Genomic DNA, 18,773 nt, shown 5'->3' with positions numbered 1-18,773 from the left:
CACTCTTACCGTGGCGTGCGTCGAAGCGCCGGGGCCCCATCCCTGCGGCCCCGAGGAGCCCAACCATGCACACGCGCAAGCTCGGTCCTCTCCAGGTCTCCGCCCTCGGTCTCGGCTGCATGGGCATGAGCGATTTCTACGGCCAGCGCGACGAGGCCGAGTCGATCGCCACGATCCATCGCGCGATCGAGCTCGGCGTCACGCTGCTCGACACCGCGGACATGTACGGTCCCTTCACGAACGAGGAGCTCGTCGGCCGGGCGATCGAGGGCCGGCGCGATCGGGTCGTCCTCGCGACCAAGTGCGGCGTCGTCCGCGACGCGAGCGACGTCACGGTCCGCGGCATCAACGGCACGCCGGAGTACATCCGCGCGGCCTGCGACGCGAGCCTGCGGCGCCTCCGCGTCGACGTCATCGATCTCTACCAGCCCGCTCGGCCGCGGCTTCCTCACGGGGCAGATCAAGCGCTTCGAGGACCTCGCGCCGGACGACTACCGCCGCTTCGCGCCGCGCTTCCAGGGCGAGAACTTCCAGAAGAACCTCGATCTCGTCGCGAAGGTCGAGGACATCGCGCGGGAGAAGGGCGTGAAGGCGTCGCAGCTCGCGCTCGCGTGGGTGCTCGCGCAGGGGGACTTCATCGTCCCGATCCCCGGCACGAAGCGCCGCAGCTACCTCGAGGAGAACGTCGTTGCGGAGGCGATCGCGCTCACCGAGGGCGATCTGCGGCGCCTCGACGCGGTGGCGCCGAAGGGCGCGGCCGCCGGTCCTCGCTACCCGGAGGTCGGCATGCGGCTCGTGAACCAGTGAGCGCGGCGCTCCGGCGCGGCCGGTGCGCTCACGATCGCGGAGGTCGCTGCGGCGATCACGCCTCTTCCGGCACCCCGGGCTGCCGGAGGACGCGCAGGGGGCCTTCGGACGAGACGAGGCCGGCGAGCGCCGGATCCGTCATCACCTCGAGGAGGTCGCGCTCCGCGTCGTCGACCGTGCACCGCCGCCGCACGAGCCGGACGACCTGCGAATAGTCCACGTGATCCAGGTCGTGCGCGAGCCCGAGCGGTTGCCACAGGGAGTGCCGGCCGTGCCTGTGGACGGCGCCCGGGTCGAACCAGCCGTAGTTGGCGGCGCGGTCGCGGCTGCCGGCGAGGCGGTTGGTGAGCACCCAGTGCTTGCCCACGTTCTCGATGAGCCCGGTGCGCCCCGCGACCCGCGCCTCGACGCAGCGGTGGTGCTCCAGCATGCGGGAGGTGTTCGCCATCGTGGGATCCGGGGCGCCGAAGCACGGCTGGATCCGCACGGTGGCCTGCTCCCAGACGAGATCGCAGAGGCGCGTTGTCAGCATCGCGCACTCGAGCTGATCCGCCATGCGCTGCGTCGTCCTGGCGGACGCGTTGATCCGGACCGAGTCGTGCGCGTCGCCGATGCGGAGCGCGTCGGCGCTCACGAGGAAGGTCGCGCGGTGCTCGCCGTGCTCGCTGTGCACCGGGAGCCAGGAGATGGGCGCCAGGTGGCCGGCCTGCACGGCCTCCAGGAGGGCGTCCTCGCGCGCGGCGCAGGCGCGTTCGGGAAGGCGTGCGACGAAATCGGTGCCTCGCGGGACGTCGGTCATGGCTCCCCCTGGTCGAGCGCGGGCGTCGCTCCGGCCGCGCGGCGCGGTCCGGCCGGCGTGTCGAGGGCTGGCCGGCTCGCTCGTTGGATTGTGCGGAGCGCCCGAGAGCCGCGCAAGGCCGCGCGGCTCCCGTGGATCGCCGGGGCGGAGCGTCGATGGCGCAGGGCGGCAGGCGCCCGACGAAGGAGGATCGTTCGCACGTTTGCGTTCAGCCGCGCGCTCCTGCTCCGCTTTGCGCTGCTCGCCCGACCGCCCTAAGCTCCGCCCATGTCGCTCCCGGCGAGCCGTCCCTCCCTGCGTCCCTCCGGAGCGTTCCGCGCTTCCCGACTCCTCCTCGTCGCCTGCGCCGCCGTGTTTGCCGCGCAGTCCGCCGGCTGCGGCTCCAGCGCGTCCCAGGGGCCCGACGCGGCCGCCGCCCTCGCGTCGATCGACGCGCGCCTGCGCGGCAGCTTCCGGCTCGTGCGGTTCGAGCCCGAGGTCCCGCTCGAGCCGATGCTCGCGTCGATGCTCGAGTTCCAGTACGCGCACCTGATCGTCCGCTTCGACGGGGAGCGCATCCTCGCGGATTCGCCCGGCCTCCACGTCGACCGCGCCTACGAGATCCGCGACCCCGTGTGGGATCGTTTCAAGTTGATCTCCTACGACGAGGCGGGGATTGCCTACGAGGCGCTGTGCGAGTTCTCGGACCAGGGAGAGCTCATCGTGTACGCGCAGACGCCGCCCTGGAAGGGCGTGGCCATGCTCCGGCGGGCGCGGTAGCCCGACGACACGGCCGAAACCAGAGCCCAGCAGAGCAACGATCCGCGCCGGTGGCGCCAGGATCGGTTCGAAGCCTCGCGCAGCCAGGAGTCGGGCAACGAAAACCGGACCCGTGCGCGAAATGCTCTGGTTGTCGCGCTTTGAGCGAGAAAATAACGTGCGTGATCATAATGCTATGATTGTGCGCGTTGGGAGAGAAAATAATGTGTGTGGCCGCAATGCTCTGGGTGAGCATTCTGCGCGTGCAGCACAGCGTGATTGAGCTTGCGCTACCTCCCCGGCGGATCTAGTCCGTCATGGTCTGCTCATTGTCGCAGGGAAGAAGTCGACTCCAGAGGGGAGACCTCGTGTCGCAACGTGGTGAACGGGCATCGAGCGAGCGGCTCGTGCGGCGCGCTGCGGATGACGTTCAGGCGCTCGAGGTTCCGTCGAGCGACCGGACGTCGGCGCATGGATCAGCGCGTGCGTTGCAGGACAGGGGCTCCTGGCGCGCGGTGCACGCCCAGCTCGCGGCGCCTGAGCCGGCCTGGACGGGGCGGCGGGCGGGTCGGCCCTGGCTCGACGAGCCCTTCCTCGGCGAGCCGTTCGGCGCGCCGGCTCCGGCGCCCGTCACCCGGGCCGGCGAGCGCCCCGCGCCGGCTCGCGGGCGAGCCCGTCGACGTCGCGCCGCAGAAGCTTGAGCTGCCGATCGTCGCGCAGAGGCAGCTCGTTGGCAGCGATCCACAGGAAATGGTCCCCGGCCAGCTTCAGCTCGATGATCTCCTCGTCATGAGCTCGCGCTTCCGACCACGGCGCGGGAAGATGCTCGAGCCGATCTGGACGGCTGATCACGAGGAAGCCATCGCATTGAACTTTCTCGAGCCTGATCTCAGGAGGATCCTGCCACCTGGCCGCACCGGCGGTGATGCGCTCGGTCTCCTCGCCAAAGGTCCTCTTGGCGAACTGGTCCGGCCGACCCATGGCACCGGGCGATAGCAGGCGCCGGTCGCCGTATCCAGCGTATGTTCGCGGAAACCCGAAGCAGCGCATGCGGCGAGCCGAGACGCCGTGACGACGACCGAGTCGCACCTCGTCGAACTCCGTGCCTTCGCAGAGGAAAACGGATCCGGAACACTCTTTCGCAACGAGTTGGCGATGAAGCACGTAAGCCGTTGACGTCCCACAGCTCACCCGATGCGCTGGAGACGGCAACCGCGGCTCGAAGCAGCGCTGCCGCCCGCCGGATCAGGTGATCCCGAGCCGGACGCTCCCTGCCTCATCGTCCGCCTGCCGGAGCTGATGCTCGAGCATGCGCCTCCACGGGATCTCGCCGAGGAGGATGTCGTCGATCGCCCACGTGAGATGCTCCATGGCCGCGCCCAGCGCCTTCATGCCGTTCGTGAAGATGAGCTCCGTGTCCGGCGTCGTGAACGGCCGCGACTCCAGTACCCCCGAGGCAACGATCGCGGGCGTCATCAGGACCGGGCCGGCGGCGATCACATCGGGGAGGTGCTCGGCCCGGGTGCCGGCCCGCCGGACGGCAGCGATACGGCGCTTCACGGCCTCGGCCGGGTTGTGCTCTAGATCCTTGTCGACGCGGAGGTTCAGCGCCCAGATGGCTGCATACCAGGGGTTGCGGATCGCTGGAAAGCCGCTGCTCCGCTTGACCGCGTTCTCCAGCAAGATCCTCGGCGCGATCATCTCCGGCGGCACGGGGGCGCGGCGCAGCCCCTTCACCGCCGCCACCTGGCGACACGCCTTCACGAGCGACTGCCCCCGGCTCTTCGCGGGCACCTTCGCCTGCACATACAGCGTGTGCTTGACCTCGATGTACGCCAGGACGGCCTCGGCGGGCACGCGCTCCCGGATCGCGAGATCGCCGCCCAGCCCGCGCAGCGTCGGGAAGCGCGCGGCGTCGTAGATGATGATGTCCTCGCCCTGCTTGTCTCCGGTGGTGTCCACCACCCAGCCGCGACAGACACCCGCGCGCTCGGGGAGGAATTTCCGGAGCGCATGGCAGATCGCGATCTCCAGCTCGGGGCCGAGCTCGAGCGTCGCGAGCGCGCGGAGCTTCCGGAACTCGTCTTCCAGGTGCTCGACGATCTCCTCGGACCAGCCGCCATAGAATGCGCGGCGCGACGGGGCCGCCGCACGGCGGGCCGGCGGGTCCTCCCCGCGGCCGGCCGGCGCGCCGCCCCGGCCGCCCTCCGCTGCAGCGCTCCCCCCGCGCGCGATCCTCTTCGTGCCCTTGCCCGCCACCGTCACCCCCGCCGCGGCTTCCGGTCCAGCCATGCCCGCTGCCCCCACGGGCACGCGAACTCCAGCGGCTTCGTCAGGATCCAGAGCACCGGCAGCGGCGGCGGCGCCGGCGGCGTGGGACCCGCGCCGTCCGTGAAGTAGATAACGCCGGAGACCCTCCGCGCCGCCAGGAACTCCGGCGCGAACACCGGCCGCAGATCGGTCCCGCCGCGGCCGCCCACGTCGTTGAGCCGGCCGTCGAAGGCGTACACGCGCCCGATCTCCGTGTCGCACTCGGCCACGGTGATGCGCGCCACCTCGCTCATCGCCTGCAGCTGCCGAGCGACCTCCTCCAGTTCGTCGCGCCGCATGCTCATCGACGTGTCGATCGCCACGAGCACCGACGGCTTCGCGATCGCCCGGGGCGCGTACGTCCTGCCAGGCACCTCGCCGATGCGGCCCGGGAAGCGCCGGTTCGGCCGCGCGTACGTGTGCACCGGCGCGCGCTCCCTCGCCACGAACATCCGCAGCGCGGTCTTCCAGTCGAGCGGGGTCGCGCGCGGGCCGAGCACGTCCGTGAGCTCCTCGATGAGCCGGCCGGGCGTCTTGCCCGCGAGCGTCAGGCCGGGCAGGTCCGCCGGGTCGCCGTCGCCCGCGAGCGCGCCCGCCTCCTCGGCGGCGCGCAGCAGCAGCTGCCGCGTCTGCTCCACCGCGCCCGGCTCCCGCGACGGGCGGCGCAGCACGCGGTGGTCGTCGACGGCCTCACCGCCCCGCTGCGGGAGCTTGCCCTCGCGCGCCGCGCTCACGAGCAGCGCGTAGCGCTCCAGCGTGCTCTGGCCGCCGCGCAGGCCGAGCGCGGCGTAGGGCTGCCAGCGGATCGGGTCGGGCAGCGGCTCCTCGATGTACTCGTTGGCCGACATCTCCAGCGCGAGATCCATGAGCTCCGGCTCGTCCGCGCCCGCGAACTTGGGGTGGCAGAGGTGCCCGAGCGCCACGTGGTGCACCTCGTGCAGGAGCACGCCGCGCAGGAACACGGGCTCGCTCATGAACGACTCCACGTTGACGTGGAGGAAGAAGCGGCCCTCGAACAGCGAGACGGCCATGCGCTTGACCGAGGGGTCCGCGACCGGCGCGAGCCGCGCGAGGATCGCCGCATAGCAGGGATACCGCTCCAGGAACCCCGGATCGCGCACGAAGGCGTCGAGCCACGCCGTGAGCTCGTCCTCGGGCACCTCGCGGTGCGCTGCGCTCTCGAGCGCGGGGTTCGCGCTCCCGAGCGCGGGATCGGCGTTCCCCCGCGCCGGCTTCGCGTCCCTGAGCGCCGGCTCCTCCGTCCCCGGGGCTGGCTGCGCCGTCTCCTTGTCCCGCTTCATTGCGGCCGGATGGGCGTGACGCCGTGCTTCTTCAGCGCTCCCGCGAGCCGGAGGGCCCAGCGCTCCGGCAGCTGCGCGAGCAGCTGGCCCAGGCACGCCCGCGCGACGTTGCTCCGCCGCACCTCGACGAGCTTCGCCTGCTGGGCGAGGTGCGCAGACAGCGCGGTCACGACGAGCCCCACGCGGTGCTGCCGCAGCGGATCGGCGCGCCACGCCAGCACCTTCTGCTCGGCGGCGCTGCTCGCGTAGTTCTGGAGCAGCTCCTCGGGGCGGACGTCGATGAGCTGCGTCGCCGTCGCGTTGCCGCCGAGCGCGTCCTGGAGGCGCTCGCGGTGGTCGCCGGGCAGGTCGGCGAGCAGCGCCTCGAACGCCGAAAGCGACAGCTTCCGCTGCGCCGCGAGCACGCCGACCTCCGGCCCCTCGAGCAGCGGCGCGAGCCGCGTCGTCACCTCGTCGAACCGGTCGGTCTCCCCGCGCTCGCGCGCGGCGCGCAGCACCTTGCCCGCGGGCGAGGTCGGCCCGTAGTCGGCGAGCAGCGCGCGCAGGTCGAACGGCAGCCGCGTCGACCAGGAATCCTTCGACGCGAGCAGGAGCTCCACCCAGCTCGGCGGCAGGTACCCGCCGAGCGCATCGCGCAGGAGCACGCCGTCCGCGAGCTCCTCGGGACGGAGCGCGCCGAGCACCTGCGACGCGTACGTCCACGTGCGCGGCGGGACGTCGTCGAGGATGCGCTCGTGCGCCTGCCCCAGCGCGATCACGCCCGGGTGGAGCCCGCTCACCTGCGCCCAGGCGAGCCAGGACGCCCGGTCCGCGCGGACGCTCAGGTTGAGGAACCGCGCCCGGAGCGCACGATCGAGCGGGGTCACCTGGTAGTCGGCCGACTCGGGGTTCACGGCGGCGAAGCACACCCAGCCCGCGGGCAGCTCGTACTCGTGCAGCCGCCGGGCGCTGAGCAGCTGGAGCGCCGGCTGCTGGATGTACCGCTCCGCCCGGTTGAGCTCCTCGAGCATCAGGATGCCGGCGCCGTCCTGGGGCAGCACCGACGGCGCCGCGTAGGCGGTCCGGTTGTCCCGGATGACCGGCAGGCCCACGAGATCGGGCGGCTCGAGGAGGCTCAGGTCGAGCACGACCGTGGCGATGCCGAGCCGCTCGGCGAGCTGCCGGACGAGCTCGCTCTTGCCGATGCCCGTCGGCCCCTCGAGCAGCACCGAGCGCCGCGCGCGGTACGCGAGATCGAGCACGGCCTCGAGCCGCGGTCCGACAGGGATGGGCGCAGAGCGCCCCTCGAGGAGGGGGCTGGGGGAAGTCGCCGCGGCCGACCTGCCCGGCGCGTTGCCATCGGATCTGGGCTTCGTCACGGAGGTAGTGGAGGGGTTTTCGTGCGAGGCACGAAGAAAGGCCTTCCGAGGCTGGGGCCCAGGAGGCGCGGCCTTCCCGTGCCCGGCGGGCTCTCGGCTCTCGTCCTGCCAGGTGGACCGGAGCTCTAGCAGCCGCTGCGCGGCCTGTCATTCGCCACGCGACGGCGCGACGGCGGGCAGCGCGCTCAGGCGCCGAGGAGCAGCCCGAGCGTGGTCGCGAGCGCGGCGTCGTTCCACGAGGACAGCCCGCGGGGCAGGAGGACGGTCACGTGGTGAGGCTGGCCTCCGCAGCTGCGCGATCCCTCGTAGGTGCGTCCCGTCCGTGTGAGCTCGTAGCTGCATCGCCCGATCTGGCCGGTGAGCTGCCGGTCGTCCAGCCTGTAGTCGGAGAGGGCGCCGGCCACGAGGCCGCGCGCGCGGAGCCCTTCCTCCGCCCGGGTCACCGAGAGCTGAAGCGGCATGGCGCCGACGATGCCGGTCGCGCCCTGCCCGGTCGTGGTGACGCTCACGGCCTGGTTGAACGCGATCCCCCGGACCGCCTGCCCGCCGCGCTGGCCGCCCGCCGCGTACACGCCCAGGTTCACGTCCGGCCCGACGACGCGCCCCGGCTCGATGTCGGCGCTCACGAGCTCGCCCCGGGCGGTGAGCAGGATGAACTCGCTCGGCCCCGCTGCGCCGAAGATGCCCTCGCGCGCCGGGTGATCGGCGCCCGGCGCCGCCCCGCACGCCGCGGCGAGCGGCAGCGCGAGCACAGGGAGCAGCCTCATCCGCATCGCAGCACCTCCACGCCCGATCGGGCACACCCAACGTGATGCCGCCGGGGCCGGAACGGTAGACGTCGATACGACCGGGAACGGGCTCGCTGGATCCGTTCCCGATCGTGCCGGGATTCTCACGAAGACGTCTTGTCGGGAAAGGCGGAACGCCGGCGCCCGCGAGGCGTGCGAGGCGTTATGGCGCGACGAGCCCGGCAGCCCCTCAGCGCGGCGTCTCGAGCGGGGCGCAGGTCGACACGCCGGCGCCGACGATGCGGAAGCCGATGTTCGTCATGTAGGCCGTGTCGATCGAGCCGTCCGAGGGGCGATAGCGGCTGACGTTGGTGGTCCGCGACGCGGACTGGAACCGATCCGGCGCGGTGTAGAAGTAGAAGTCGCCACCCCAGAAGGTGAACGCCCAGGCGCTGGGGGTCTCGATGCCGGGCAGGTCCGTGGCCTCGATGATCTCGCCGGTCTCCTTGTCGATCTCGGCGAGCTGGACCGGCGAGGTGGTGAAGAAGCCGAAGAGGCGTCCATCGCCCGTGCCGGTGAGCTCCGCCGAGGCGCCGCGCAGCGAGCCGCTGAACTCCCCGACCGGCCTCACCGATGGACCGTCGATCCTCCCGAGCCCGATGCCCGGCGTGCCTGTCGCGCCCGCCACGAACAGCTGCTCCGCGTCCGGGCGCGAGAGGTCGCTCGAGAAGCCCATTCCGAGCCGGGACCACCCTTCCGGGAGCGACGTCTCCGTGGGCTCGCAGCTCGCGTCCTCGGTGCTGACCTTGAACAGCGTCCCGGCGCTGTCGTCGGCCTGCGCGTAGTTGACCCACGCCACCGCGTCGCGATCGACCGCCATCGAGTTCGGATCCATGTCGGTCTGGCAACCCAGAACACCAATCTTCGTGAACTCCTTGCGATCCGGTTTGAAGCTGTAGAGCTCGTTGTCTTGCGAGAGCACATACACGAAGGCCGCCCGCTCGATGCAACGGCTGTCAGCGTCCCCACTCCCGCTGTCCCCGCTGCTCCCGCCGGTCCCGGCGCCGGCGCCGAACGTATCGTCTTCGCCGCCCGCGCCGCCCGCGCCGCCCCGGCCACCTTCGCCGCCGTCATCGCCGGCGCCTGTGGGCTGGCCGCTGTCTGCCGGGGACGTGCCGCTGTCGGAGACGCTGCAGCCGCTCGCTGCGAGCGCCATCCAGAAGCACCATCGTGCGATTCGCATATCCGCTCTCCCTTCCGCGTGATTCGCTTCTATACCCGCGAAGCGCGCGCCCGGGTACACGAAGTCGCGTCCTCGAGCCAAAGGGCACCGCGCGCGCTGCGTCGAACGGGCGTGCGGGGCGGGCGAGGTCATCAGTGCACGAAGACAGCCTCGTCGGACTGACAGCAAAAATACGAAGCGCCCTTCGGTATCACTTGCCCCGTGGCGACTCCGCCGGTCGGGGCGCATGTGCCCGGCTCGTTCGTGACCCACCGCGCCGCCATGCTCTCGATCCGCAGGTCCGGCCCTGCGACGCACTTCGGCCCGGCCAGCGTCACCGTCTCGGCGCCGAGGAGCTGGCGGCAGCTGCCGTCCTCGTAGGCCGACACGAGGGCGGAGCACGCGCTGCCCTGGAGCGGATCGCACCCGCACGGCGTGCAGCTGCGCGTGTCGTCGAAGCCCGTGTACAGCGCTTGCAGCTCGGGGTACTCCTTCGGGCACCTCGGCTCGCCCTGGCGGAGGTGGTGGATGCAGATCGAGAAGCCCTCCGGGCGCGGCACGGGGGAAGCGATGCACATCATCGAGGGATCTCCGCACGTGTGCTTGTCCGCCGACCCGGCGCAGCCGCGCGCCCGCACAGCAAAGGGTGCGGGCAGCTCGAGCGGCGCCCCTCCGGGATCGAGCGTCGGCGCGCAGGCGTCCACCGTCGGCGCCGGGATGAGCAGCGAGCCGAGCTCGTCCGAGGCCGCTGCGTCGGGCGCGGTACATGCGCCGTCCCATCCGTCGGGGGCGTCGAACGACGCGGGCGCCGTCCCGTCGCACGTGGTCGAGGCGCTCCCCCGGAGGCCCGGCGGCAGCTCGCAGGAGGGCTGCGTGCAAAGGCATGTCGAGCAGCTGTGCGCGTCGGTGAAGCCGCCGTAACCGTCGAACACGAGGTCCGGTGTCTCCGCCGGGCACTCCGGCGCAGAGGCCCCGTCGGTCGAGTCGCCCCGCCAGAGCAGCATGGGATCACTGAACCCGAGGTACGGTAGCTCCACGCACGCGCCCTCGCACACGGGGCACGGCTCGTCGCACTCGTAGGCCTCCAGGCCCCAGCACGGGTCGTCGCACGAATACAGCTGGACGGCGGTGCCGGGCCAGCAGCCCGCGAAGCTCCCGGCCGCAGCGAGCGTGAGCGCGATCAGGATCGGGTACTTCCTTGGTGTCATCGTGGTGGCCCTTTTCTGGCGTGTTTCGGCCCGGCTCTCGGACAGGGGTCACTGCGCCGCGCTGATCTCTCGGCGCCGCCTCCCCAACCTCTCGTCGTGCTCCTTCACGCCGGTGGGCCCACGCGCCCGGGGCGCGGCGCAAGCGCCGATTCAGAGCAGGGAGAGCGCGCACGCTGAATCCATACTTGGGTCGGCCAGGGCAGGAAAGCCCAATCTGCCATGAAGCCTCGAAGCATCGAGAGCATTCCGGTTGGGTTCACGAGATTATCAGTCTGTGCGCTGATTGTTTTATGAGAATTTTGCTGGTGGTCACGGAAGGCGTATCGCGGCTGGATCGCATCCGGATCGGCTGGGGACGTCGCCGCCGTGCATCGCGCGCATCGGTCGCGGGCGGAACCAGTCACTGGCTAGCCCCCTCGTCGTGGTCGTCCGGCGCCTCCCGCGCCGCGGCGCGTCGCCACGGTGTGTCGACCCGGAGAGCCCGTATCCAGGGAGCGAGGGGATGATCAGGTGGAACGCGTCCGCCGGATCGCCGCCGTGAGCGCGGGGATCGGTCAGCGGACCGATGACGTCGAGCTACTCCACGACGGAGCTCGGCCAGCCGTGCGTCACGATCAGCGGCAGCGCGCCGGGCTCGCGCGAGCGCACGCGGAGGAAGTCGCTGTCCACGGGCAAGGGCGAGCTCGTACGTGCCGTGTAACGTACGACGTACGGTTCGTCGACCCTGGAGCCCGAGCTCGCTCGCGCGCCTCGGCCTCGACCTCGGCGGAGCTGCGGAGGCGCGGAGCTGCCGAGATGTCAGGACTGAAAGCACCGATCTCAAGAACGAAAGATGTAAGGGTCATCCTTAGGGATAACCTAGTGAAGTGAGGAGGGCCGAGCCCTGGCCCGTGTCCTGCTAAGGATTCAGGCAGAGCGCCCGTGACGGCATCCCCCCCGCCGTCGAATGGGCGCTCTGTTTTTTGTGCTCCTGTCACGGGGCGAGCGCGGAGGGGCGCCGCCTCGCCGATGCGATCGCCGGCGCTGCGCACGACGGCGATCGCGCGCCGCGGACCCGGCGGGGACGCGCTGGATGGCTCGTTCCAGGAGAGCGCGGGCGGGCACGGCAGATCGTCGTTCCGTGCACCGAGGGGCCGGAGGCGGCCGCGGCATCCGCAACGGCGATGTTCCCGGCGGCAAGGAGCGCCCGCCGTGCCTCCATGGCTTTCGCGGAGCGGCTGGATTTGCTAACTCCAGGGCGCCAGGAGGCGGATCTTCCACCTCCCCGGCGGCGTATCGACGACATCCGCGTGAGATCCTCCAGCGCCCTCCTCGCCTTCGCGATCGCCGTCGCCGCCAGCTTCCATGCCGGCGAGGCGCACCCCCAGCCCGCCCCGGCGATGCCCGGCGCGCCCCCGGCCGAGCCGCCAGCGGCCACCGCGCCGGCCGACGTGCCCGCGTCGCCCGCCGGGGCACCCGGCGCGCCGGCTGAGGCTCCCGCCGGGATCGAGGTGACCGTCGAGGGGAGCCGCGCTCCGCCGGGCTCGGTCTCGCTCTCGCGGCGCGACATCCGCGAGCTGCCGGGCGCGCTCGGCGACCCCTACCGCGCCATCGAGATCCAGCCCGGCGTGACCGGCATCGCGAGCGGCATGCCGTACTACTACATCCGCGGCGCGCCCCCCGGGAACATCGGCTACTTCTTCAACGGCATCCAGGTCCCGCTCCTCTTCCACGTGGGCGCCGGCCCCAGCGTCATCCCGGCCTCCATGGTCCAGCGCGTCGAGATGCACCTCGGCCCGTATCCCGCGGACATCGGGCGGCTCGCCGGCGCGGCGATCGAGGCCGAGAGCGCGCCGCCGTCCGACGTCTGGCGCGGGGAGGGGAGCCTCCGGTTCGTCGACCTCGGCGGCGTCGTCGAGGGGCCGATGGACAGGGACACGCACGTCCTCGTCGGAGGCCACTACGCCGCCGGCGCGGCGCTCACCTCGGCGCTCGTGCCGAGCGTCGACGTGGGCTACGCCGACTACCAGGGCCGGATGACCTACCGGCTCGGGCCGGAAGAGCGCTTCACCGTGTTCGCCTTCGGCGCGTACGACTACCTCGCCACCCGCGACGAGGAAGGCGGCGCCGAGGCGACAAACGTCCTGCTCGACAGCGACTTCCACCGTCTGGACCTGCGCTACGACCGCGACGACGCCTCCGGCGCGCGCGTCCGGGCGGCGGTCACCCTCGGGCTCGACCAGTCGCGCGGGGTCGGCGTGGAGAGCGCGCAGGCCTGGAAGCTCAACGCGCGGCTCAGCCTGGCCCGGCCCGTCCTCGGGGGGCGCGCGCTCCTGCGGGCCGGGGTCGACGCCGCGGTCGACCGCTACAAGGTGACCCCGCGCCCCAGCCCGCCGCCGGACGACGAGCCCGCCGAGGGCGCGGACGACGAGCCCGCCGAGGGCATCGACCAGCTCGACGAGAGCTTCCCCGAGCTCTTCCGCAGCCGGCTCGATCTCGCGCTGGGCGCGTGGGCCGACGCGCTGCTCGTGCTCGACGAGCGCTCGACCGTCACGCCCGGCGTGCGCGTGGACCACTACACCTCGCTCGGCCGGAGCGCCGTCGCCGTGGACCCGAGGATCGTCGGCCGCTTCGGCATCGGCGAGCACGTGCGGCTCATCCCCGCCTTCGGCGTCGCCTCGCAGCTGCCAGGCCTCGCCCCGCTGCCGGCGCTCCAGATCGGCGGCATCCCAGGGGGCCTCCAGCGCAGCCTGCAGTCGAGCTTCGGCGTCGAGGTCAACGTGGGTCCGGTCAATTTCAATACCACGGTATTTCGACAGGTGATCTTCGGCCTGAGCGATCCGATTGGCACCGGGCGCGGCACGAACCTCAGCACGGAGCGCTTCCTGACGCGGAGCCTCGGCGACACCTACGGCCTGGAGCTCGGCGCGCGCGGGGCGCTGCGGCGCGACATGTTCTTCCTGGCGTCGTACACGCTGTCGCGCTCCACGCGCACGCGCGGCAAGGTGACGATCCCTTCCGCCTACGACCGGACGCACGTCGCGCACGTCGCGCTGCTCTACGACCTCGGCAAGGGCTGGCGCGCCGGGATCCGCCACGTCTTCTACACCGGCTTCCCCGCCGACGAGGCCGCGCCGGGCCGCCCCCCGCGCGAGCACCCGGATCGCATCCATCCATTCTACCGGCTCGACGCGCGCCTGTCGAAGCGCTGGGCCCTGAGCGCGCGGAGCTACCTCGGCCTCGTGCTCGACGTGCAGAACGCGACCCTCGCGAAGGAGGTGTTCGACGTGAGCTGCGACGACAGCGGGTGCACGCCGCAGACGATCGGGCCCATCACGATGCCGGGGATCGCGATCGAGGGCGGGTTCTGAGGGGCGTGGGGTGCGCTCGGCGCGGCGGCGGAGCACCGCGGGGGCGGGAGGGACGCTCGCAGGGCCGAAGGTCCCGAGGCGCTCCCCGCCCGGCTACGCCGCCCGCTGAGCGATGGTGACGCGATCGTCGAAACGCCCTTTTCGGGAGCGCGTCTCCCGGATCGTCAGGCCGGCCGCCGTCGCGGCGGCCTCGACATCGCCCTCGGAGATCGCGTTGACTCCATGCTTCTCGTAACCCAGAGAGAGCACGGTCTGCTTGCTTCGGTAGCCGACCCCGATCATCCCACCCGGCTTCAGGACACGCGCGATCTCCTTGAAGCCGGTGCCCAGGTTCGGCCAGAAATAGACCGTGTTGACCGTGAGGAGGCGGTCGAACTGGCCATCGTTGAAGGTCATCCTGTCGACGACGCCCTCCTTGACCTCCAGCTTGCCATCGTCGATGTACCTCGAGTACTTCTTCGCGGCTTGCTCGACCATCGTCCGGGACAGCTCCAGGCCATAGAGCTTCCCGCCCTTGAGCCTGTCGAGCAAGATCGGAAACGTGAGACCGCCGCCGAAGCCGAGGTCCAGTACGTGATGATGCGGCTGGATATCGAGAAATTCCAGCGTGAGGTCGTTCACGTCCTGGTTGCCCTTGTTCATGAAGAAGGACGTGATCTTTCCGCCGAGACCCCTCGGGTTCCGTGCCTGAGACAACATGAGCTTTGCAAGCATGACAATCACCTCCGATCGAAGACTCTACTTTCGACGATTCACCGCGACAGCGCGCGCAAGCGGCGGTCCAGGAGATCGGCCGAGGCCTGCATCAGGCGCTCCGCGATCACGTCCACGTGGCGGCCGCGCCAGCTCTCCAGAACCGTGTCCCTCACCCATTGATTGAAGGCCCCCATGGCCGGGCCGCACTGCACCTGATAATCCACCTGGTTCGCCTCCCCCCGCCGAGCCAGCTCCGAGGAGCGGCGGAAGTACCATCCGAAGACCAGCGACATCTTGCGCCTGGGATCGCGCTCCGCCCGGTCGAGCTCCTCCGGGTGCGTGCGCAGCCAGTAGGACTGCGTGTCCTCCCAGACCTCGCCGAGATCGCGCTTGAAGTAGCTCTTCTGGAGCTGGTCCGTCGTCTTCTTGTCGAGATCGTTCAGCGACGCGTGCTGCCGGTACAGCTCGTGCAACCGGTTGGCCCGCGCAGGAAACAGCACGCCCCGCTTGAGGACCTGGACCTTGGTCCCCCTCTCGAGCATGTCACCGGCGGGCGCGTACGTGGTGTCTTGCACGTTCACGGCCTGCAGCATGTCCTTCACCCGGTCGCTGGTACCCGCTTCCGGAGAGCACTGGTTGATGGAGTTGGTGACGATGAAGTCGGCGCCGAGCACGAACGCGGAGGCGGCCGCCTCCGGGGCGCCGATGCCGCCGGACAGGCCCACGCGGATGGGCTTGCCGTACCGGTGCCGCGTCATCATCTCATCGCGCAGCCGCACCATGAACGGCATCAGCGCCGCGCCCGAGCCGAGCTCCGTGTGTCCTCCGGAGTCGGCGTGTACGCAGATGTCCTCGCTGACGGGTAGTTCCCGGCCGAGCGCCGCCTCCTCGCGGGTGAGCACGCCCTCCTCGAGGAGCCGGTCGAGGATCTGCTCCGGTGCGGGGCTCATGAGCGCCCGGGCGATCTCGGGGTGCGAGACCCTCGCGAGCACTCGTCGGCGCGCCGCAGCCCGGCCGCTGGCATCGCGGTGGGCGCCCGTCAGCCGGAAGCGGACCAGGTCCGGGGTGACCTGAAGGCAGGCGAGCGCCTCGATGTTCCGTACGTCGTGCTTCAAATAGAGATCCACTGCCTCCCGCTCGAGGCGGGGCGCGTCCAGATCGCACCACAGGCTCACGCCGTAGCTGCCCTCGCCGCGGAGCTCGGCCTGGATGCCGCGGATCGCGCGGTCGATCTCGTCCAGGGTGAGCCCCTTGGTTCCGAGATAGCCGATCAGCCCGGCCTTGCCCATGCGCACCACCATCTCCCTGGACGAGATGCCCTCGACCAGGGATCCGGCGACGTAGGCGTAGCGCAGGCGATAGTCCTCCCGGAAGGCCGAGCTCCCCAGGGACTCGGGCGACACCCTCCTGCTCGAGGCCGCAGCGGCGGGGCGCGCCGGCTCGCGCGAGGTGGTGTCGGCCGGAGATCGACCAGCCTCCGCCCCGTCCGCCGGCGGCGATCCGGGCTGGTCGTCATCGACGATCAGGGGCTGGGCATCGCGCCGGATCTGAGAGTACAGGCCCGTCAGCACGATCCCGTGGCCGCACTCCACGAACTCCTTCACTCCCTTGCCCATCAGGTAACGTATCGACTCGCACCACCGGACCGGGCTCGCGATCTGCTCGCACAGGGTGTCGCGGATGCGATCGGCGCGGTACGGCCGGGCGGTCAGGTTCGAGATCACGGGGATCGCCGGCGGGGCGAAGCGATGGCTCGTCAGGAAGCGGCCGAACTCCTCCATCGCAGGCCGCATGAAGCGGGAGTGGAACGCGGCGCTCACCCGCAACACGGTGTATCTCTTCGCCCCGGCTCGCTCGAAGGGGGCTTGCAAGCGGGAGATCTCGTGCTTCCCGCCGGCGATCACCACCTGGGATGGACTGTTGATGTTGGCGACGTCCACCGCCTCGGCGCCGTTCTGCGCAAGGACCTTGCGCACCTGCTCCGGGGCCAGGCCCGCGACGGCGGCCATCCCGCCGTCGCGGGCCTGGCTCATCAGCTCCCCGCGCTTCTTCACCAGCTCGAGCCCGGTCTCGAAATCGAACACGCCCGCGGCGAAGAGGGCGTTGTACTCACCGAGGCTGTGGCCGACGAGGAAATCGGGGAGGGCTTCCTTCTGGCGCCTCTTCAAGAACATCAGCGCATTGACGACATAGAGCGCCGGCTGCGTGAACTGGGTCTGGCCCAGCTGCTGGCGAGGGTCCTCGGAGCACAGCTCCCGGATGGAGTACCCCAGGACCTCGTCCGCCTTGGCCGTGATCGCCGGGAACTCCGCGAACAGCTCTCCTCCCATCCCTTGCGACTGTGATCCCTGCCCTGGAAACATGTAGGTTTTCATCGGTGCTTCCTCGAGAGAGAACTCTGTTCGCGCGCGCGACCTGCGTGACCCCGGGCGACGCAGCTCGTGAGCTCGCGAGGCGGCCTAGTCGGGTAGGCCGGGGTCGACTACCCCCCGGCCCCCCACAGATCCGGACGTGCGGAATTCCCGCATCCGGCTCTTCGGGACACGGGTTCGCTACGAGCGGGCAGGAGCGGGGTGCGTGATGCGCGGCCGCGGAAGGGGGTACCTCTCCAGCGATCGGTGCATCCGCTCCCAGGTCATCTTGGCGTTCTGCGAGCGGCGATCGAGCCACTTGCGCCACACCGCCACGACCTCCCAGGCGAAGCGACGGAGCGCCTCCGAGTTCCCGGTGATCCCGTAGTACTCGTAGTGACCCCGCAGCTTCATGGCCAGGCCCTCCTGCTGGCTGCTCAGCTCATCGTGCATGTGGTCCCTGCACCACTCCGCCACGCGCCGCAGCGCGCGGCTGAAGCGGTCCTTGGCGGTCCTGCGTTTGATCGCCCAGTTGCCTCGCCGCGACCTGCCCCAGTGATGCATGAAGCCGAGCAGCTCGAACGTCGACGGCCACATCGGCGACGCCCCGCCGCTCGGCGGGGGTCTCTTCGGCGGCCGCTGGAACGGCAACAGGCGCGTCTTGTCCGGGTGCAGGCTCAGCCCGTACTTGCCGAATCTCTTCGGTAGCACGGCCATCACCCGGCGCGCGTCTTCTTCCACTTCGAACAGCAGCACCGCGTCGTCCGCGTAGCGGATGAGGTGTACCCTGCCTCGAAGCCGGGGTCGGACGTCGCGCTCGAACCACGTGTCGAGCACCTCGTGCAGGTAGATGTTCGCCAGGATCGGCGAAACCACGCCGCCCTGCGGTGTGCCGGCCTCCGGGTAGCTGAGGCTACCGTCTTCATGCACGCCCGCGTGCAGCCACTTGCTGATGAGACGGAGCAGCACGCCGTCTCGTACCCTGCGGCGCAGCGCATCCATCAGGTGCTGACGGTCCACCGTGTCGAAAAACTTTCGGATGTCGACCTCGATGACCCATCCGCCCGCCATCTCCATCGCCTTGTCCCAGAACGACGCGAGCGCTCGGTGTGCCGAACGGCCGGGCCGGAAACCGTACGAGCAGTCAAGAAAATCCTGCTCAAAGACGGCCTCCAGCACCATGGCCACCGCGCGCTGCAGGATCTTGTCCTCAAAGGTCGGGATGCCGATCGGGCGTGTTTCCCCGTTGCCCTTCGGGATATGGACCCGCCTCACCGGCGGCGCGCGGTACGTGCCCGCCTTGGCTCGTTCCAGCAGCGACCGGAGGTTGTCCTCCAGTTGCTCCGCGTACTGCTCCGCGGTCTGCCGGTCCACGCCGGGCGCGCCGTCCTTGCGCGTTCGCCGGTAGGCTTCGCGCATCCAGTCCAGGTCGATGTGATGGGCGAGCGTCGTCAGCACCATGGTGGGTGCCTGCCGCGCCAGCTCCGCTATTCGTTCGAGTTTCGTGCAGACGGTTTCGGAGCCCGATGTCTCCTTCATCTTTCCCTCCAACGATCCCGTGCCCCGGTGCTCCCCTTCCCTCCACGGGGTCCCTCGGGTTGGTTCCCCCGCTTCCGCGGTACTACGAGTGCACTCCGACTTCCCGTCGCCCCCGCTCCGCTCGCTTGCGCTCCGCTCGGCGGTTCCACCTCTCGGTGGAGGCGGCGGGACCTCCCAGGTTCCTCGGGAAACCCTTGCGTACGTGCCCTGGTCTCTGACCCCGGTGGGTCGCCGCGCCAGGCCCTGCGAGTGGGGGCTACCCGGGCTCGCTCTTGACGCGACGATGTTGCCTTCCGCTACGCTCACGACGTCGGCCCCACGACTTCCGTTCTTTCGAGGCTCTATCCCACGGCCCGCACGCTCGCT

Annotated in this window: 13 protein-coding genes and 2 pseudogenes; 3 read left to right on the top strand and 12 right to left on the bottom strand. The window is 70.8% G+C overall.

Features of this window, described 5'->3' with window-relative positions; genetic code table 11:
- The first annotated feature begins 65 nt into the window (after positions 1–65).
- Positions 66–807 (top strand): annotated as a pseudogene (locus WMF17_RS24445) (aldo/keto reductase).
- Between the two features lie 55 nt (positions 808–862).
- On the opposite strand, the gene WMF17_RS24440 reads toward WMF17_RS24445, so the two are convergent.
- Positions 863–1,606 carry a hypothetical protein gene (locus WMF17_RS24440; RefSeq protein ID WP_437643521.1) on the bottom strand — a complete coding sequence of 248 codons (744 nt, stop codon included), beginning with the start codon at positions 1,604–1,606 and terminating at the stop codon, positions 863–865.
- 267 nt (positions 1,607–1,873) lie between these two features.
- Between WMF17_RS24440 and WMF17_RS24435 the strand changes: the two genes are divergently transcribed.
- Complete coding sequence (locus WMF17_RS24435; RefSeq protein WP_437595521.1) at positions 1,874–2,365, top strand: hypothetical protein; 492 nt, start codon at positions 1,874–1,876, stop codon at positions 2,363–2,365.
- Between the two features lie 609 nt (positions 2,366–2,974).
- Here the strand turns inward: WMF17_RS24435 and WMF17_RS24430 are convergent.
- The 8 genes and pseudogenes from WMF17_RS24430 to WMF17_RS24395 form a co-directional block, all read right to left on the bottom strand.
- Positions 2,975–3,394, bottom strand: a complete 420-nt coding sequence (locus WMF17_RS24430; RefSeq protein WP_437595520.1) for a hypothetical protein — start codon at positions 3,392–3,394, stop codon at positions 2,975–2,977.
- A gap of 195 nt (positions 3,395–3,589) precedes the next feature.
- The gene (locus WMF17_RS24425; RefSeq protein ID WP_437595518.1) at positions 3,590–4,636 is read right to left on the bottom strand and encodes a DUF6602 domain-containing protein; all 1,047 of its coding nucleotides are present in this window, start codon (positions 4,634–4,636) and stop codon (positions 3,590–3,592) included.
- Positions 4,606–5,955: a vWA domain-containing protein gene (locus tag WMF17_RS24420; protein ID WP_437643519.1), complete on the bottom strand. Its 1,350-nt coding sequence runs from the start codon at positions 5,953–5,955 to the stop codon at positions 4,606–4,608. Before WMF17_RS24420 ends, WMF17_RS24425 begins: the two co-directional genes overlap by 31 nt.
- Positions 5,952–7,313 carry an AAA family ATPase gene (locus WMF17_RS24415; protein ID WP_437595515.1) on the bottom strand — a complete coding sequence of 454 codons (1,362 nt, stop codon included), beginning with the start codon at positions 7,311–7,313 and terminating at the stop codon, positions 5,952–5,954. The genes WMF17_RS24420 and WMF17_RS24415 overlap by 4 nt, the downstream gene beginning before the upstream one ends.
- Before the next feature lie 185 nt (positions 7,314–7,498).
- Positions 7,499–8,080, bottom strand: a complete 582-nt coding sequence (locus tag WMF17_RS24410; protein WP_437643517.1) for a hypothetical protein — start codon at positions 8,078–8,080, stop codon at positions 7,499–7,501.
- 211 nt (positions 8,081–8,291) lie between these two features.
- On the bottom strand, positions 8,292–9,284 hold the full coding sequence (locus tag WMF17_RS24405; RefSeq protein WP_437595511.1) for a hypothetical protein: 993 nt from the start codon (positions 9,282–9,284) through the stop codon (positions 8,292–8,294).
- A 131-nt stretch (positions 9,285–9,415) separates the two neighbouring features.
- Positions 9,416–10,471, bottom strand: a complete 1,056-nt coding sequence (locus WMF17_RS24400) for a hypothetical protein (protein ID WP_437643515.1) — start codon at positions 10,469–10,471, stop codon at positions 9,416–9,418.
- A 456-nt stretch (positions 10,472–10,927) separates the two neighbouring features.
- A pseudogene (locus WMF17_RS24395) lies at positions 10,928–11,140 on the bottom strand (epoxide hydrolase N-terminal domain-containing protein); the annotation flags it as partial.
- 620 nt (positions 11,141–11,760) lie between these two features.
- Between WMF17_RS24395 and WMF17_RS24390 the strand changes: the two are divergent.
- Positions 11,761–13,821 carry a TonB-dependent receptor plug domain-containing protein gene (locus tag WMF17_RS24390; protein ID WP_437643513.1) on the top strand — a complete coding sequence of 687 codons (2,061 nt, stop codon included), beginning with the start codon at positions 11,761–11,763 and terminating at the stop codon, positions 13,819–13,821.
- A gap of 93 nt (positions 13,822–13,914) precedes the next feature.
- Here the strand turns inward: WMF17_RS24390 and WMF17_RS24385 are convergent, their stop codons facing one another.
- The 3 genes from WMF17_RS24385 to ltrA form a co-directional block, all read right to left on the bottom strand.
- Positions 13,915–14,535 carry a class I SAM-dependent methyltransferase gene (locus tag WMF17_RS24385; RefSeq protein WP_437643511.1) on the bottom strand — a complete coding sequence of 207 codons (621 nt, stop codon included), beginning with the start codon at positions 14,533–14,535 and terminating at the stop codon, positions 13,915–13,917.
- Between the two features lie 38 nt (positions 14,536–14,573).
- Positions 14,574–16,892, bottom strand: coding sequence for an ACP S-malonyltransferase (fabD, locus tag WMF17_RS24380; RefSeq protein ID WP_437643509.1), 2,319 nt, complete (start codon positions 16,890–16,892; stop codon positions 14,574–14,576).
- A 177-nt stretch (positions 16,893–17,069) separates the two neighbouring features.
- Positions 17,070–18,329 carry a group II intron reverse transcriptase/maturase gene (gene ltrA / locus WMF17_RS24375; RefSeq protein WP_437643507.1) on the bottom strand — a complete coding sequence of 420 codons (1,260 nt, stop codon included), beginning with the start codon at positions 18,327–18,329 and terminating at the stop codon, positions 17,070–17,072.
- Positions 18,330–18,773 lie beyond the last annotated feature (444 nt).

Origin of the sequence: Sorangium sp. So ce362 (assembly GCF_051519845.1) — a bacterium.
Lineage (GTDB): Bacteria > Myxococcota_A > Polyangia > Polyangiales > Polyangiaceae > Sorangium.
Note: the sequence above shows the minus strand (reverse complement) of the source record. Positions and strands in the feature narration are given on the sequence as shown.

Bases quoted from the DNA above. Each gene is read 5' to 3' on its own strand.
- WMF17_RS24440 (WP_437643521.1), bottom strand. From the start codon at position 1,606: ATGACCGACGTCCCGCGAGGCACCGATTTCGTCGCACGCCTTCCCGAA.
- WMF17_RS24425 (WP_437595518.1), bottom strand. From the start codon at position 4,636: ATGGCTGGACCGGAAGCCGCGGCGGGGGTGACGGTGGCGGGCAAGGGC.
- WMF17_RS24385 (WP_437643511.1), bottom strand. From the start codon at position 14,535: ATGCTTGCAAAGCTCATGTTGTCTCAGGCACGGAACCCGAGGGGTCTC.
- WMF17_RS24405 (WP_437595511.1), bottom strand. From the start codon at position 9,284: ATGCGAATCGCACGATGGTGCTTCTGGATGGCGCTCGCAGCGAGCGGC.
- fabD (WP_437643509.1), bottom strand. From the start codon at position 16,892: ATGAAAACCTACATGTTTCCAGGGCAGGGATCACAGTCGCAAGGGATG.
- ltrA (WP_437643507.1), bottom strand. From the start codon at position 18,329: ATGGTGCTGACGACGCTCGCCCATCACATCGACCTGGACTGGATGCGC.
- WMF17_RS24410 (WP_437643517.1), bottom strand. From the start codon at position 8,080: ATGAGGCTGCTCCCTGTGCTCGCGCTGCCGCTCGCCGCGGCGTGCGGG.
- WMF17_RS24420 (WP_437643519.1), bottom strand. From the start codon at position 5,955: ATGAAGCGGGACAAGGAGACGGCGCAGCCAGCCCCGGGGACGGAGGAG.
- WMF17_RS24430 (WP_437595520.1), bottom strand. From the start codon at position 3,394: ATGCGCTGCTTCGGGTTTCCGCGAACATACGCTGGATACGGCGACCGG.
- WMF17_RS24400 (WP_437643515.1), bottom strand. From the start codon at position 10,471: ATGACACCAAGGAAGTACCCGATCCTGATCGCGCTCACGCTCGCTGCG.
- WMF17_RS24435 (WP_437595521.1), top strand. From the start codon at position 1,874: ATGTCGCTCCCGGCGAGCCGTCCCTCCCTGCGTCCCTCCGGAGCGTTC.